A 16,562-nucleotide genomic window follows, 5' to 3' on the forward strand; every position below is an offset into this window, starting at 1 on the left:
AGGAGCAGCAAAATGAGCAACGATATGAATTTATCGCCTGCGGAAATAGCGGCGATGATCGATCATACAATACTTAAAGCTGATGCAACAAAGGATGAGGTACTTCAAATTTGCCGCGAGGCTAAGCAGTATCAATTTGCAACGGTTTGCGTAAATGCAGGCTGGGTAGCAACAGCTGCTGAAGAACTAAAGGGATCGGGAGTAGGCATAACGACAGTCGTTGGTTTCCCATTAGGAGCGACGATGACGGCATCTAAGGCAGCAGAAGCGAAGTTTGCTATTGAAGCTGGAGCAACGGAAGTGGATATGGTTTTAAACATCGGCTTGATGAAGTCAGGCGATCTTGAAGGCGTGAAGCGTGATGTTGAGGGTGTAGCTGCGGCGGTTAAAGGAAAAGCCCTGCTTAAAGTTATTCTTGAAACGGGACTTCTAACGGATGAAGAAAAGGTTGTCGCATGTGAAATTTGCAAACAGGCTGGCGCAGATTTCGTGAAGACATCCACGGGTTTTGGCAAGGGAGGCGCTACGGTAGAGGATATCGCTCTGATGCGTCGTACGGTAGGTCCTGACCTCGGTGTGAAAGCATCCGGCGGCGTACGCGACCGGGAGACTGCTCTGCAAATGTTCGCAGCGGGCGCAACACGTATTGGAGCAAGCTCTGGCATCGCTATCGTTACAGGCGGTCAAGGCGAAGGCTATTAGTTCATTGCTCATAAAAAGATAAGAGGGAAGCCTTGTACCATGGACCGAACCCATGGCTTGCAAGGCTTCCCTCTCTTTTTTGCTTAATGGCTGAATCGTTCGTCCAAAGAGGCGGGACTTAACGTTCGCAGCTAATCGTCATGTTGGCATGCAGCTCTTCGCCAGCGTTCAGCAGGACAAGCTCCTCTTGACGATTAAGCTCACCATTTTCAGCCATCCATGGCTCTACACATACGAAAGGCCGATCCTTAACGGACCAAAGCACCATATATTTGAAAATGTCATCGTAAGTTAGACGAACGCGAGCGCCTTGCAAAGCGACGAAGGAGATTTCGCTCTTCTTCGCATCGAGCAGGCATACGGATTCCACAAGTCCTTCCAAGTCGATAACACCATCAAATGGTTTTTCTACATTATCGTTATAATCGACATAGCGGGTAGCATCGCTTTCATATGCGATCTTTTTACCCGAATCAATGGCGAAATAAGGATGGAAGCCAGCATAAAAAGGCATCGCAGCTGCTTCGCTTAGATTGCGGTACAGCTGACGCGTATGTAATTGACCATCCTGCAGTACATAGGTAAACAACAATTCGAATGCAAAAGGGTAGGAGCGCAGCGTTTCTTCATTGCTTTGCAGGCGGATTGTAATCGAAGCCTCACCATCCGTTTTTGTACTGACAACATCCCATACAGCAGTACGGGCAACGCCGTGATTAGCCATCGTGTACGATTGACCGTTCCACTCATAAGTTTGGTTAGCAAGCTGCCCGCTAATTGGGAACAGGATCGGATTGCCTCCGCGGATATTGGCTGTGGGGTTCTCAAACGTCGCTTTGTCCAAATAAAAGAGCTCTAGTCCATGCAGCTGGCAGCCGATAACGATACCGCCGCGCTCTGGACATACAATGATGCGGGATTGCGTGCTTTCTTCCGTTAATTCATACAAGGTATACGTATCCTTATAGCTGCGTACTTCGTAGTTGCTCACTTGTTTCCCTCCAATAATAGGTACATGGCATATTTCACCATCATATCATATTCGCAATACACGCTACCTCACTATTTATGTCCTAAATCACGTCTACAGAGTCATTTCGCCCTCCCCGTCATCCGTACGACTATCCCTAACCGATCGATTGCCTGTTTTAAAATGGTCGAATCTAGTAAAACAATCATCTACGCCAATTGATAGTCATAGAATAATATATATTAACTTCAGAAGAATGACATAAAATTGAAGAGGCTCATCTGTCTTTCTGAAGCCAAAGCCTCCCTGAAGCCCATCCCTCCGGGCGAAAGGGGGGCTTTTTATTGTGAAAAAAGGACTGTGCCCACAGGTTATAAATAACCTATGAAGCACAGTCCTTTTAAAGAAAGCATTAGCTATTATTCAGCTTTTGGAGCGTCAGTAGCTGCTGGAGTCAGTGTGTTCGTGATTTTTGCTTTTGCACGAATTTCTGTCATCCAAGCTTCGGATAGCTCATTTGCTTCTGTAGCAACAAGCTGGTTCTTAATTTCTTCTTTTTTCTCTTCGAACGTTGGAACAACAGCAGCTTTCTCAGCTGTTTTCTTAATAATGTGGAAGCCGTTTTCGGTTTGAACAACACCGCTGATCTCATTAATTTTCAATGCAAAAGCAGCAGCTTCGAACTCAGGAACCATTTTTCCTTTTCCGAATAGGCCAAGATCTCCGCCATTATCTTTCGATCCTGGGTCGATCGATTTCGCTTTTGCAATTGCAGCGAAGTCGCCGCCTTGCTTAAGCTCAGCTAGAATAGCGTCAGCTTCTTCTTTTGTTGCTACCAAAATGTGTGAAGCTTGAATTTGCTCAGGTGTGCCAAGTGCAGCTTTGTTCGTATCATAGAACTGTTGAATTTCTTCCGCAGTTACGTCTGTTTTTGGCTCCAAAACTTTACGAATCGTTAGATTGATTTTTGTATCGCTTTTCAAGTTTTCAAGCGTCATGTTGTACTGAGCAAGTGCATTATTGAACTGCTCGTCCGTACCGAAGCTCTTCTTGATCAGCGCAATTTCAGCATCCAYGTCAGCGTCTGTAACTTTGACGTTATTTGCTTCTGCTTCTTGGAAGATCAACTCTTGTGTAATGATGTTCTCAAGTGTAGCCGGACCGCCTGCTTTAACTAGCTCATCGTAAAGTCTGTCTTTCCCTATGTTGACACCGTTGACTGTTGCCACGGTTTCATTGCTTGATCCAAATGGCGGTTTAATTAATACGACGATCAGCAAAATAGCTAGTACTGCTGAGACGATCAACCATGCTTTACCGCTTCCGCCTTTGGGAGCCTGATGAACGCTCTCCGAATTTAGGGCAGCAGCACGAACCTCGTCGTTTGATGCTTCAGGAAGCTCTTCGTTTAATTCTTGTTGAAGCTCCTCTTCGATAGCTGTATCTTGATCCGAAAGCTTGTCCTGCTCTTCTGTCTGTTCGAGCTCGTAACGTTCTTCCTTCGCAGTCAATTCGTTTTCTGCGTCTTTGTTTGGCTGCGATTCCTTGTTATTCATTCCATAAACTCCCTTCAATTTACCTGTCTTCAACTACTATAACAAAACAAGATTGAAAAAACCTTAATCTAAAATAAAAATATATGTTGTCGGTTCGAATTATCCGTATTTCCGCGAAATTTCACTATTTATAGGTTGACTGCGTGATGATATGATAGTAAAAGACGAATATCCAACATTATCCTACAAGTTTCATGTTGGTTTTTGATGAAGCTTTACATTTTGCGCCTCCCACAGGCGGTATGTTTACCAGCAAATACATATAAAGAACGACATCTAGGAGGAATAAGCTTGCGCAAAAATATGTGGGTGTACACACGTTTAGTTTTATTAATGATTTTGCCGTTGGCAGGCTATTTCGCGTTGCGAGGTTCGGAGCTTGATAAGAGCATTAACGCACCTCAAGAGCATTTTTATATCGTCAGTCTCGTAGCATTGATCTCACTGATCCTTGCTATTGCTGTAGGATTCGTCGCGATTACCCTTCGCAATATTAAGATTAGTTTTCTATCGTTATCTTATGTATCATTATCTGCATTGTTTGTTCTGCATGGCTTATCTACCCCTGGTTTTTTAACGCATCACTCAAGTACTGCAGGCAGCACTGCTCAGCTTAGCGTTATACTGGCCGTTGTATGGTTGTGGTTGTCCTCTATATCTGTAGATCGTCCTCTCATCAAATGGTTTGCTCAGTTGCAGCGAATGCTTTTGCCCTTATGGATATCCTTGCTTCTTGCCCTTTGCACCATCCTTTGGTTTTACCCGAATCTTATTCTATTTCTGCATTTTAAGGATTTGCCAATGAAATGGGCCGCAAGCCTATTTACGATCGCTTTGAATGGCTGGACAATATATCGGTATTTGCAAGCGTACATATCCTCTCGTTTTCCATTGCAGCTAGCCATCGTGTACAGCTCAGGCTGGATGATTATTGCACAGCTGATTATCGTGAGTGGCGAGGCTTGGAATATAAGCTGGTGGCTTTACCATATCCTATTGCTTGCTTCAGTTGTCGTCATGGTTTGGGGTATTGTGAATCAATATGTCAGCTCCAAGTCCATTACAGCCTCTATTAAGCTGATGTTCCGCGCCAATCCGCGCGATTGGATTAACACCTATATGTCTTCAAGCGTTCGAGAGCTGGTGATGACAACGGAAGCACGTGATTCTTACACAGCAGGCCATAACTATCGGGTAGCCCTCTATGCTTTGAAGCTGGGCGAGGAGCTCTCACTCAGCTCAGCTGAATTAAGAGCGATTGCGCAAGGCGGGTTAGTTCATGATGTCGGCAAATTGCGAATACCGGATACGATTTTGAACAAGCCAGGCAAGCTTACACCAGAGGAACGTGAAATTATTGAGGTGCATCCTATATCGGGCTACGATTTGTGCAAAAGATTAGGTTTTATGCCGGAGGAGCTTTCCGTTATAAGGTCACATCATGAGAAGTGGGATGGCAGCGGCTATCCCGATCAGCTTGTAGGTGAACAGATACCGCTGCTTGCACGGGTGACTGCCGTAGCGGATGTTTATGATGCCTTGACCTCGTCACGTTCTTATCGAAAGGCGATGTCGCATGAGGCGGCTATGGAAATTATCCTAAAGGAGAGCGGGCGACATTTCGACCCCGTGTGCGTTCAGGCATGGGAGCGCCTTGTTCGGGAGCAAACGAGCTTTTTCGAGGAAACCGTCCGCAACAGTCCGCATTTGAAGCTGGAGAAAAGGCAGATCAAATAGTTGCATTTCCATTTGGCAAGCTGCAGTTGTACAATATACGGGAAGCAGCTTGTTGATGCTTAATAAGCACAATAAGCGATTCCAATAACGGTTTGGGGGAATATTGAACATGACTTATTTAGCGGCTAATAATCGGTATGAGAGCATGAAGTATAACCGTGTCGGACGAAGCGGCTTAAAGCTGCCGGCAATTTCCTTAGGATTGTGGCATAATTTCGGCGGCATTGACCGTCATGAGAATGGGCGTGCCATGGTACGCCGTGCATTTGATTTAGGCATTACGCACTTCGATCTTGCGAATAACTATGGACCGCCTGCTGGCTCAGCAGAAGAAATGTTTGGCCAAATACTTAAACAAGATTTTGCAGCATATCGTGATGAGCTTATTATATCAACCAAAGCTGGCTACTATATGTGGGAAGGTCCTTATGGCGAATGGGGCTCACGCAAATATTTGGTTTCCAGCTTGGATCAAAGCCTAAAGCGGATGAACCTTGATTATGTCGATATTTTTTATCACCATCGTCCAGATCCGGATACACCGCTTGAAGAAACAATGGGGGCTCTTGATCATATTGTGCGCCAAGGAAAAGCGCTGTATGTCGGCGTTTCGAATTACAATCCAGAGCAAACAGCTAAAGCGGCCGCTATTCTGAAGGATCTAGGTACGCCTTTCCTTATTCATCAGCCATCCTATTCGATGTTCAATCGCTGGATCGAGAACGGCTTGCAGGATGTTTTGGACGAAGAAGGCATTGGCTCGATCGTATTTTCTCCGCTTGCTGGAGGCTTGTTGACGAATCGTTATTTGAACGGTGTTCCTGCCGATTCACGCGCTGGAGGACCAAGTGTATTTCTGAAGGCGGATCATATTACAGACAGCACATTGAATAAGATTAAGCTGTTGAATGAGATTGCACAGCATCGTGGACAATCGCTTGCCCAAATGTCTCTTGCTTGGGTACTCCGAGGCGGAAGAGTAACTTCGGCTTTGATCGGAGCAAGTCGTGTTGAACAAATTGATGATAATGTTGCAGCATTGAGCCGTCTTGATTTCAGCGACGAGGAGCTTAGCCGTATTGAATCGGTGCTTGCAGCCGAATAACTTAGTATAAATGATAATGAGACGCTAGAGCAGCTAACCGCAGTGTTGCGGCATGCAGGCTCTAGCGTTTTTTTATTATCCAAATAATAGTTGAAAGAGATATAATAGTGTCAAAGTCAGGCAGATTTGGCTCATGCGTAGCGAAAGGTGGAAGTGGTTTGAAAAAAATGTCGTTGCGTACAAAAGGTTTGATCCTGATTGTTCTCATTTCTTTTTTTCCGCTGTTGATTGCTGGAATAGGCAACTATTCTGCGGTCAAGGATGCAATGCTCAAATCTGAAATCGAGAAAACAAGCAGTATGCAAAACAAACGTGCAAACGAATTGGCGTCATGGATGGCTATCCGCAAAGCGGAGGTTATTGTGATGAGCCGAACAGAGGTTGTCCGATTTGGCACAGATGAGGAGCGTCTTCATTATTTTGGACGTGAGCTCGTTCGTGGGGGCTTTATCTATCACTCGATTGGGTATATAGATGAATCAGGCATAAGCCTGCGTACCGATGGTATTAGAAGAGATATGAGCATGGAGTCATTTTTTCAGGAGTCGATTACAGGCAAAGTGGTCATTACAGACCCTTTTAAGCCTTCTTTTTCTGATGCTACGCAATCATTTATCGTTGTACCAGTATATGGGGCTACGAATGAACTCAAAGGAGTTGTGTATGCCTCTATTGTCATGGCGACACTCCGGCCATTCATTGAATTTACTGGCGATCAAACGATTATACGCTTATTCAATGATGAAGGTGGCATCATCTATAGCTCTGATGACCAAGAAATCATTAGCAAAGGCTTATTTCATGAGAAGTCTTCCTTGTCTCCGATTGCGGAGAAGATGCTTGGCTCTTATGAGGGTGTTTCGGAAATTAATATAGCGGGAAGATCGTACGCGGTTTTTCATACGAAGGTGAGTGAAACGCCATGGCGTTTTGCACTGCAAGAGCCAATGTCCAAGCTGGAAGAAGAGGTAAAGCCGATCTTTTGGCGTATTTTCACGACGATTGCTGTCTCGGAAGTGATCATTGTTATCTTCTTCTTTCTCTACTTCGAACGTATTGTGAAGCGATTAGAACGTATTTTGGGCGTGACGGAGCAGGCTGCAGCGGGGAGCTTCGAGGCTGAGCATCTTGAAGTTGAGCCGTATGATGAGATTGGTCAGCTTGGTCATTCTGTGAACGGCATGATGGAGCATTTGCAAGAAATGTTCGATCGCCTTGAAGCAATTATTAATCAGAATCAATATGCATTTATCGTGCTCGACGATCAGTATAAGGTCACCTATTTGAATAAAACAGCTGAAGAGATGCTGGGCTACAAGACTTCGGAGCTAGCTGGGAGCGCTACACCGCTGTTGTTCATGGATCTAGATGAGGTTCGCTTGGAAGCTGAGAAGCTTACCGAACAGCTTGGCAGAACGGTTCAGCCTGGTCTTGAAGTATTCAAGGAGCTCCGCAGCACGAGCTTCTCCTATGAGAGGGAATGGACCTTTATTCATAAAAACGGAACAAGAATTCCAACGCTGCACAGCTCGAATGGTTTGCGTGACCGCAATGGACGGTTCTCTGGTGTTGTAGGTATGGTGCTCGATATATCCGACCGTAAGCATGTAGAGAAAGCACGCAACCGTTTGCTCGACATCGTTGAATCAGCCAAGGATTTAATAGCATCAGTCAGCTCAAGAGGCAAGCTCGTCTATATGAATGGGGCAGGCAGAGAAATGCTGGGCTTGCAAAGCAATGCGGATCAGGTGCATATGGTAGAGGAATATTCTCATCCAGAAATGTATTCGGAGCTTGTGAGAGGAGCAGCGCTCGCCAAAGAGTTTGGTTACTGGGAAAGCGACGCGCAGTTGATGAAGCAAAATGGCGAGCCGCTGTACGTTTCCATGGTCATCGTGCCGCATAAGGATGAAGATACGGGTGAGCTGTTTTTCTCTTGTATAGCAAGAGATATTTCGGAGCAGAAGATGGTGCAGGAGAAGCTTGTTCGCGCCACACTCGAAGCGGAGGAAGCGAATCAAGCGAAGAGTCGATTCCTGGCGCTCATGAGCCATGAGATACGCACGCCGCTTAATGGCATTATCGGCTTGACGCAATTAATGCGCAAGACAGGGCTTTCTTCGTCACAGAAGGATTATATGGACAAGATGAATACCTCCTCGGAGACGCTGCTGCGAATTATTAATGATATTTTGGATTTCTCCAAAATTGAAGCAGGCAAGGTCGACATCGAACGTCAGCCGTTCCAGCCTGAGGAGCTGATGCACCGGATCACTGATCAATTAAGCGTATTTATGGGCGGTAAAGAGCAGTTTGAATTCATTATTGATACGCCAGAGGAATTGCCTCAAACGATTATTGGCGATGCGCTGCGTCTTGAGCAGGTGCTGCTCAATTTGTGCATGAATGCGATCAAATTCACGAATAGAGGAAAAGTAAGGCTGAAGCTGGAGATAGTGGAGCAGACGGATAAAGGGGTAGACGTGAAGTTTATCATCTCGGATACGGGGATTGGGATGAGCGAGGCGCAGGTCCAGAAGCTCTTTAAACCGTTTACGCAAGCGGATGGATCAACAACACGGAAGTTTGGTGGAACGGGACTTGGACTTGTCATATCCAAATCATTTGTTGAATTAATGGGAGGCAAGCTGAAGGTTACCAGCAAAGCGCTTGTTGGAAGCGAGTTTTACTTTACGCTGCCATTCACTATTATTCATAAGTATACAGAACCGCGTTTGCAGGTTCATCAGGATTTATTGGAGCAGCCCGTGTGGATCGTAGAGGATGATGACGAGATGCGGGAGCACTGGAGCGATATTGTCGAATCGTTTGGCTTGACGCCTATTCCATTTCACTCTTGGAAAATGGCTAGGGATCGCCTGCGCCGCATTGGAGCTGGCGCTCTGCCGAAGCTTATCGTGCTTGATATGGAGATGCCGGATATGTACGGTGCAGAAACCTGGCTTGAATTCCATCGTGATGCGGAACTAGCTGGTGTCAAAACCATTGCTATGACGACCTCTTATGGACGCGACGAAATGATGCAGCTTCCTGCTGAGCAAAGACCGGTAACATTGTTGATTAAGCCTATCATGAGGACGGCTATGCTTCGTGCAATTGAAAGTGTTCTCGATCATAAAGGCACGGATGGGAAGGAACAAGAAATCGAGTCAGTAGCCACGATTCAGCAAAATGTGACAAATACGCGGATTTTGTTAGCAGAGGACAATAAAATTAATCAGCTGGTTGCAATCGAAATTTTGAAGGAGCGGGGCTACGAGGTCGGCTTAGCTGAGAATGGCGAGGAAGTGCTGATTAAGCTGGGCGAAGAGCGCTGGGATCTTATATTAATGGATATTCATATGCCGATAATGGATGGATCGGAAGCAGTTCGCATCATTCGCACACAAGCTAAATATGATCATATTCCGATTATTGCCGTGACGGCAAACGTGCTTCGCAATGATCACGAGCGTTATTTGAAGCTGGGGATGAACGATGTGGTAACGAAGCCTATTTCCTCCGAGCGAATTCATAATGTCATTTCCTATTGGTTGAAGGAAATCAGCGGTTCGACTATTCAGCCGGTCGTCAAATCTGGGCTAAATGATCGTTCACGTGCATTAGAACCAGCAAATATAGATAGTTTGCCGTCTATTGACGGCATGGACGTTGAAAGCGCACTGGCAAGAGTGAATGGAAAACTGCCGATCTTGCTGCATATGATGGAGCAATTTATGCTTGATTACGATTCATTTGCAGACCAGCTGCGAATGATGATTAAGCAATCGGAGCTAACAATTGTCAAACGAATGGCTCACACACTTAAGGGGGCTGCCGGTTATTTATCCGCATACGAATTGTTAGAGGCGGCTTGTGAGGTTGAGCGAATCGTGAAGCTGCCGGAGCTTGAATCGGACAATTTGCAAAAAGCTATTATTCAGTTAGAGGTGACGTTAAAGCGGCTTTTGGATGGGCTTCGGAAAGCGAAAGATGTATTCGACAATAAAACCTAACAAATTTCTAACAACTTGTTGTTCCTTTAATAACGTTAAGGTATAGTAGAGATACAAAAAATATTCGACAGAAATCTTCAATCCTCAAAAAGGGTGACGACAATGTATAAGGTTTTAGTTATTGAAGATGACGTCATGATGAGTGATATGCTGTCTATGTATTTATCCGAGGAAGGCTATTCTGTCATGCAAGCTTATAGAGCAGATGACGGATTAAGACTCGCATCAGAGTTTAATCCGGACTTGGTGCTGCTTGATTTAATCTTGCCCGATCTGGACGGAATGGAAGTGTGTGCGCTAATTAGAAAGCGCTCTAACGTACCGATTATGATTCTATCCATGAAGAGTGAAGTGTCAGAAAGAGTTCAGGCTTTAAAAGCTGGAGCGGATGATTACATGTGCAAACCATTCAGCATGCACGAAATGACAGCTAGGGTAGAGGCGTTAATTCGTCGATCGAATACGATGCAGACAGAGACAGCGCAGCAGGTTTCAGCAGCAGTGGAAGCGACCGAAGAGGGGGAGCTCATTCAGCTTGATTTTGAGAGACGCCTATTGCTGGTTCGCGGGAAGTTAGTTGAAACAACCTTCTCGGAATATGAGCTGATGAAATTATTTCTTGCACATCCGGGCAAGGTGTTTAGCAGGGAAGAACTTATAAATACGATCCGCGGCTTTGATTCCTTCGTAACAGACCGTGCCATAGACGTACATATCGTCAACCTTCGCAAGAAGATTGAACAGAACCCGAAGGAACCGCGGCTCATTCGAACGGTTTGGGGATTCGGCTATAAGTATACCGCTCAGCATACGAGCAAGAATCAAAGCTGAATACAGATTTTAATAAGAATCACTCCATTGTAGCGGAGTGGTTCTTTTTTTTTGCTAACAATTGGTGCGAAAAATCGCTACCTTTGGCCTAATTGTAAGGTTAAATGAATGGGTATTAAGATATCTAACATAGTTCTAAATATCGATCATTAATTTTTCTAATAGTTTTATGACAAAATAACTTTATACAACTGAAATGGAAATGGATGGTGGTCGAACAACATGGATGCGTTGACCGGTTTGCCTTGTCGCAAGGAGGCTTTTGCACAGCTGGAATTGGCCGTAAATGTCGTACGTGCAGCAGGCAAGCGGATGGTGGTGGCGTTGGTGGATTTGGATAAATTTTATCGCTTAAACGAAACCAAAGGAACAGAGTTTGGCAACCATGTACTCCTCATGATGGGGCAGCGTCTGGCTGAAGCTAGAAAGGCTGCTACAACGGTGAGTAGAGTTGGTGGAAACAGATTTATGGTAGCTATGCCTGTAGAACATGATGAATGTCAAAGCATGCAAGCTGTGGAGGCTATCAAAAATGCAATTGAGCGTCCCATCGATATTAACGGAGCGGAGCTATATATGACCTCGAGTATTGGGGCAACGTTATACCCGAAGGATGGACGAACAAGCGAACAGCTCATATGCCGAGCGGAGTCTGCCCTATACCAATCAAAAGAGCAGGGCGGCAATCGAGCAAGATTTTATAATTTGGAAGATACGAATAAGCTTAACCGACGCATCGCTATCGAAGCGGCATTAAGACCGGCATTATATTTACAGCAATTTCACCTCAGCTATCAACCAATCTATCGCATGGAGGACGGCAAGCTTAGAGGATTTGAAGCGCTGCTGCGCTGGCAGCATCCTGAGCTTGGCGATATTTCACCTACAGAATTTATACCTATAGCAGAGCATAGCGGTCTCATTGCACCTATTGGAGAATGGGTGCTTAGAGAATCGTGCAAAACGCTCGCGAACATGAGCAAATATGGTTTGAATAGTCTTAACATGTCAATTAATATATCTTCTCTTCAGCTGCAAGATCCTACCTTTTCACAAACGGTGCTGCATGTGTTAAAGGAGTATGAGCTTGCGCCTTCATCATTTGAGCTTGAAATAACGGAAAGCTGTATGCTTCATACTTCAACTACAGCCATATCTACACTTAGCTGGCTTCGAGCAGCAGGCGTTCGAATCATACTAGACGATTTTGGAACAGGATTCTCTTCCCTCAACAACTTGAATCAATTGCCGATTCATTGCCTTAAGATCGATAAGTCATTCATTAGAAACATTGATCTGCAAAGCGCGGATCGCATTATCGTTGAAGGCATCATTAATCTCGTTCATAAGCTTGGTCTTGAAGTGATTGCCAAGGGTGTAGAGTACAAGGAACAATACGAATTATTAGGCGAATGGGGTTGCAATTATGTACAGGGATTCCTTCTGGGCAAACCACAGGAACCTGACGTGCTTGATATATCCATGATACGATGTTCGGAATACACAGCAAAGAAGATGACTAAAGGAGAACTGTAAAGTGAGTCTATTGAACAAGGTAAAAAATCTTCGATCGATCAAACCTACGATTCGTATAAAGCTAATGGCGTTATGCTTGTCGCTTCTTTTAATTCCTAGCATTCTAGTTAGTACTTTAAGTTACAATACTGCTGTTAGCGAACTGGACAACGGCGGCGAGAAGCTGCTTCAAAATAGCGTTAAAAGCACCATCGGTTTAATTGCATTGCTCGACACACAGGTGAAAGCAGGAGCGATTGACCGCGCCAAAGCAGAGGAGTTCGTCAAAGTCTCTATGCTTGGACCAAAGAATGAGGCAGGCAAACGGCCTATCAATAAAAGCATTGATCTCGGCGAAAACGGTTATGTTTTTGCATTAGACAAAGACTCACTCACGATTGCCCATCCCACGATGGAGGGCAGCAGTCTTGCTGGACTTAAGTACAGCGATGGAGAACCAGTGCTCGATTCTGAATGGGGTCTCCCTGTTTCGGATGCCTTCATGAAGAAAGCGGAGTCGGGTGGCGGTTTTGTTTATTATACTTGGGCGCTTCCGGGTACAGAGAATGAACTGGCGTCGAAAATTACTTACCTAGAGAAGGACCCTCACTGGGGCTGGATTATTGCCTCGGGTACATATATGCAGGATTTTAATAAGGGTGCTGAACAGATTGTGACGGTTACAATCGTTACCTTATTAATTACGATAGCGGTCGGTATGGCAGCAACAATACTCTTTACGATCCGCATGACACGGCCAATCAAGCAGGTTTCTGCGCTTTCGATGGAGGTTGCAAAAGGTAATCTTCAAATAGAACCAATTATTTGCCATTACCGAGATGAGACAGGCGTACTTGCTGTAAGCTTTAATGAAATGGTAAAGCAGCTTAAAACGCTTGTGCACGAGGTGGGGAGCAGCGTGGATCAGGTAGCTGCTTCCTCGGAGGAGCTTATGGCTAGCGGAGAACAAACCAGCCATGCAAGCGAACATATCGCATATACGATTCAGAAGGTAGCAGATGGGGCTGAGAAGCAATCGGCTAGTGCTGAGCAGAGTTTTCAGGTTATACATGAAATGTCGGCAAGCGTTCAGCAAATTGCGGTCAGCACGGAGCAAGCGTCACATGCAGCCAAAAAAACTTCCCGCCAGGCAACAGAAGGAAACGAGACGCTGCAGCAGGCAGTTGTTCAAATGGAATCGATACAGCTATCTTTTAATAGTTTGGCTGCAGCCGTACAAGGACTTGGGAATCGATCCACGGAAATCGTTAGAATGGTGCAGGTTATATCAGACATTTCTGCTCAGACGAATCTGCTTGCACTGAACGCTTCTATAGAAGCGGCAAGGGCTGGCGAGCACGGCAAAGGCTTCGCGGTTGTAGCTGGCGAGGTTCGCAAGCTGGCAGAGCAAACGAAGGAATCAAGCGATCATATTACGAAAATTGTTATGGCTGTTGGCACGGAGACGGAACGTGTGGTGCTGGCGATGAATGATGCGGGCACTGTCGTATCCGGCGGCATCCAAGCAGTTGAAGGAGCAGGCCGCATGTTTGGCTCTATACGGGATGAGGTTATGCAGGTTGCTGAGCAAATTGATGAGGTTTCGCAAGCAGCAAATGGCATTGCAGCAGGTACAGAGCAAGTGATGCTGACCATTAAAGAGGTCGTTGATATCGCGGTTGAAGGGGCTTCTGGTACGCAATCTGTAGCTGCAGCGGCGCAGCAGCAGACGGCCTCGATGGAAGAAATTGCAGCGGCATCAGCTATGCTTGCCAATATGGCAGAGCATTTGCAGAAGGAAATTATGAAATTTAAGGTTTAGCTTAAAGGAGAATGAATAATGCCCTAGCAGCGATATGCTGTTGGGGCATTTTTTGTAGGTGAATGGGGGTGATGAAAGCACAAAAAGACCTGACGGGCACTTTGCCTGCAGGTCTTTCTTTACGAGTTATCTAACATACTTCAAGGTAGAGCTTTGTGCCGTCGTTATACTGGAAAATAGCGACATCACGCACCATTTCAACAGATTTGATTCTTCTCCACTTTTTGCGGAAGTCAAAATCGAGTTCTAGTTCGTACAATTTATGATGAAGCAGATCTATGGATGCGGATTGTTCATTAGGGTAATAGACTGGGACAGAACGACTTTTAAAGGTAACGATTTTCATCATTTCCTATAACACCTCCGATCAATTTCCTCCATTCTAACGTAAATATTTTAGCCCCTTATGAATATGTGGTCAGAATTTTGTTTACTTTATTTACACTTTTCTAACATGTTCGACAATTACTGCACATGCTTAAGAGGTGTAGCAGCTGCAATCTCATGTATGAAAGCCATAGAAAAACTGGCGGAATGATCAACTGAATGATAGCTTGCGAAATATTTCCTTAAAGCTTTCGCTGCTGGTTGCATAATAAACGATTGCGATGAGCGTCATATGAAGCGGATAAAAGCTGCGCCAAACGAAGCGCGGTACTTTGATGGTTTCGAGGCTGCGCATGAAATCAGGCACATAGACCATAAGAATAGTAGCAAATATGCTAAAGGGCTGTATGAACCATTCCTTTATAAAGATGCTTACCACTTCCAAGGAGAAGTGAAACACAACAAAGGATTGATTTTGAGCATAACGATAAATGAGTACGAGCAGTGCAGCATATGCGCCATAGCTGAAGGGCATAAACTCGAGAAGTCCAGCGAGTGAAAGGCAAAGCAGAACTTGCAGAAGTGGCTTTCCGTTCCATTTGTCTAGAAGGCGCAGAAGCAGCAGGCAGACGAATAAAGTGCCTACCGTATTGACTTCAAGCCGGTAAAAAGCAAATTGATAAGGCAGCTGCGATAAAAGCGCGATCCATGCTACCCGTTTCAGATAACGATCCAGATTGCTCGTTCGGTAATAACCGAGAACTATCGCGAGCGCATAGAAGGGGAGAGCCAGCCGTCCAATGATTCTCCAAATGACGTTCTCAGGGAACCACAACAAACCAATATGATCAATAAGCATAGTAAGCATAGCCAAAACTTGAATCGCAATCACCTTCGTTCCCTCGCCTTTTGTTTAGTATAGCATAGGAAAACGAGGGAATAGGAGCAGGAAGACCTCCAAGCCGCTTTGCGCGCATGAGGAGGTCTTCCTTGAATCATGACATGGTTATAGTCCGGCGTTTTTCTGCAGCCGACGGGCAATTTCAATAAAATCCTCTTGCGAGATGCCTGGCGCAAACTCTTCTGGAAGCTCGCTCAAATCAGGCATAGGTGCGCCTTGCGGTGCGCCCTGAATGACCTCAAGCTCAGCGCCGGTAAGCGGATTTTGTCCATTCCAAATGAGGACAATATCCTTGTAGTCGTTTTGGCTGAATGTATACAGCTTGTTGCCAAGCCCCATTGCTTCGTATTTTCGAGCCGTTTCGAAGCTGTTGTTGCTAAGGTCGGGAATAGGGATAAGCTTCTTCACATCAACGCCCGTTGCGATTTCGAGCGCTTTGGCATAGGCAAGTACATGGACGCCGCCGCGAACGAGTAAATAGCCAATCATTGCCCTTGCTGTAGGGTGATCCGTCATCTCAAATACTCGCATTTTATGCGTTCGTGCTCCGCACTCCAAGAAGAAATTATGCAGCAGATCAAGCACTAGATTGCCGCTGCTAAATACATTATCACCAGTCCATGCGCGTCCCATCGAATCACCTGGCAGCGAGGTTTGACCGGTTTGTATAAAAAAATAGCTGTTGCGCTTATTTACGCCTTCCTTTAGTGGGGCAGAATTAGGATCACCGGGACTTGTTGTCCCTGTTAACACCATATTAATAGCTGTCGAAACAAGCTCCACATGGCCAAATTCCTCTGCTGTTATGCTGGATACTAGGTCGTAGAACGGTTTAAGCTTCTTTTTCTCACGGAAATTAAAGGACTGGTACATGTAGTTGTTTAAGGTGGACATTTCACCAAATTTTCCTCCAAGCAGCTCCTGCACCGCTGCCGCGGCGTTCGCATCCGCGTAAGGTGATGGCGGGAGTTCTATCTGAAGCCGATTTATCCGTTCAATCATGAGTCTACTCCCCTCATTTCATCGACGTTTCATTCTATGCATATGTATGACAGCTTTCGCAGTCATAGACCGTCGATG

The 16,562-nt window shown here is 45.4% G+C and carries 12 protein-coding genes; 7 read left to right on the plus strand and 5 right to left on the minus strand.

The window, feature by feature from the left end:
- Positions 1 to 12 precede the first annotated feature (12 nt).
- Positions 13 to 702 (plus strand): deoxyribose-phosphate aldolase, encoded by a 690-nt coding sequence (gene deoC, locus AB4Z50_RS08250; RefSeq protein WP_441877848.1) that lies wholly within the window; start codon positions 13 to 15, stop codon positions 700 to 702.
- 118 nt (positions 703 to 820) lie between these two features.
- On the opposite strand, the gene AB4Z50_RS08255 is transcribed toward deoC, so the two are convergent.
- Both AB4Z50_RS08255 and AB4Z50_RS08260 read right to left on the minus strand, forming a co-directional pair.
- Positions 821 to 1,693 (minus strand): aldose epimerase family protein, encoded by an 873-nt coding sequence (locus tag AB4Z50_RS08255; protein WP_441877850.1) that lies wholly within the window; start codon positions 1,691 to 1,693, stop codon positions 821 to 823.
- 398 nt (positions 1,694 to 2,091) lie between these two features.
- Complete coding sequence (locus AB4Z50_RS08260; protein WP_441877852.1) at positions 2,092 to 3,228, minus strand: peptidylprolyl isomerase; 1,137 nt, start codon at positions 3,226 to 3,228, stop codon at positions 2,092 to 2,094.
- A gap of 291 nt (positions 3,229 to 3,519) precedes the next feature.
- Here AB4Z50_RS08260 and AB4Z50_RS08265 point away from each other — a divergent pair, with 291 nt between their 5' ends.
- The 6 genes from AB4Z50_RS08265 (at position 3,520) to AB4Z50_RS08290 (ending at position 14,254) form a co-directional block, all read left to right on the plus strand.
- Positions 3,520 to 4,965, plus strand: a complete 1,446-nt coding sequence (locus tag AB4Z50_RS08265; protein WP_441877854.1) for an HD-GYP domain-containing protein — start codon at positions 3,520 to 3,522, stop codon at positions 4,963 to 4,965.
- 109 nt (positions 4,966 to 5,074) lie between these two features.
- Positions 5,075 to 6,070, plus strand: a complete 996-nt coding sequence (mgrA, locus tag AB4Z50_RS08270; RefSeq protein WP_441877856.1) for an L-glyceraldehyde 3-phosphate reductase — start codon at positions 5,075 to 5,077, stop codon at positions 6,068 to 6,070.
- Positions 6,071 to 6,237: 167 nt separating this feature from the next.
- A complete protein-coding gene (locus tag AB4Z50_RS08275) occupies positions 6,238 to 10,086 on the plus strand; it encodes a response regulator (RefSeq protein ID WP_441878035.1) in 3,849 nt (1,282 codons plus the stop codon).
- 102 nt (positions 10,087 to 10,188) lie between these two features.
- Positions 10,189 to 10,917 carry a response regulator transcription factor gene (locus AB4Z50_RS08280; RefSeq protein WP_076268413.1) on the plus strand — a complete coding sequence of 243 codons (729 nt, stop codon included), beginning with the start codon at positions 10,189 to 10,191 and terminating at the stop codon, positions 10,915 to 10,917.
- A 222-nt stretch (positions 10,918 to 11,139) separates the two neighbouring features.
- Positions 11,140 to 12,453, plus strand: coding sequence for a putative bifunctional diguanylate cyclase/phosphodiesterase (locus AB4Z50_RS08285; protein ID WP_441877858.1), 1,314 nt, complete (start codon positions 11,140 to 11,142; stop codon positions 12,451 to 12,453).
- 1 nt (position 12,454) lies between these two features.
- Positions 12,455 to 14,254 (plus strand): methyl-accepting chemotaxis protein, encoded by a 1,800-nt coding sequence (locus AB4Z50_RS08290; RefSeq protein ID WP_441877860.1) that lies wholly within the window; start codon positions 12,455 to 12,457, stop codon positions 14,252 to 14,254.
- A 130-nt stretch (positions 14,255 to 14,384) separates the two neighbouring features.
- Here AB4Z50_RS08290 and AB4Z50_RS08295 read toward each other — a convergent pair whose 3' ends face one another.
- From AB4Z50_RS08295 to AB4Z50_RS08305, 3 genes are all read right to left on the minus strand, one after another.
- Positions 14,385 to 14,603, minus strand: a complete 219-nt coding sequence (locus AB4Z50_RS08295; protein WP_076268411.1) for a hypothetical protein — start codon at positions 14,601 to 14,603, stop codon at positions 14,385 to 14,387.
- A 189-nt stretch (positions 14,604 to 14,792) separates the two neighbouring features.
- On the minus strand, positions 14,793 to 15,473 hold the full coding sequence (locus AB4Z50_RS08300; protein WP_441877862.1) for a TraX family protein: 681 nt from the start codon (positions 15,471 to 15,473) through the stop codon (positions 14,793 to 14,795).
- A 114-nt stretch (positions 15,474 to 15,587) separates the two neighbouring features.
- Positions 15,588 to 16,484, minus strand: coding sequence for a manganese catalase family protein (locus AB4Z50_RS08305; protein ID WP_441877864.1), 897 nt, complete (start codon positions 16,482 to 16,484; stop codon positions 15,588 to 15,590).
- Positions 16,485 to 16,562: the final 78 nt, after the last annotated feature.

It is taken from the genome of Paenibacillus sp. 2TAB26, assembly GCF_052115145.1.
Taxonomy (GTDB): Bacteria; Bacillota; Bacilli; order Paenibacillales; family Paenibacillaceae; genus Pristimantibacillus.

Bases quoted from the DNA above. Each gene is read 5' to 3' on its own strand.
- deoC (WP_441877848.1), top strand. From the start codon at position 13: ATGAGCAACGATATGAATTTATCGCCTGCGGAAATAGCGGCGATGATC.
- mgrA (WP_441877856.1), top strand. From the start codon at position 5,075: ATGACTTATTTAGCGGCTAATAATCGGTATGAGAGCATGAAGTATAAC.
- AB4Z50_RS08275 (WP_441878035.1), top strand. From the start codon at position 6,238: ATGTCGTTGCGTACAAAAGGTTTGATCCTGATTGTTCTCATTTCTTTT.
- AB4Z50_RS08280 (WP_076268413.1), top strand. From the start codon at position 10,189: ATGTATAAGGTTTTAGTTATTGAAGATGACGTCATGATGAGTGATATG.
- AB4Z50_RS08285 (WP_441877858.1), top strand. From the start codon at position 11,140: ATGGATGCGTTGACCGGTTTGCCTTGTCGCAAGGAGGCTTTTGCACAG.
- AB4Z50_RS08295 (WP_076268411.1), bottom strand. From the start codon at position 14,603: ATGATGAAAATCGTTACCTTTAAAAGTCGTTCTGTCCCAGTCTATTAC.
- AB4Z50_RS08305 (WP_441877864.1), bottom strand. From the start codon at position 16,484: ATGATTGAACGGATAAATCGGCTTCAGATAGAACTCCCGCCATCACCT.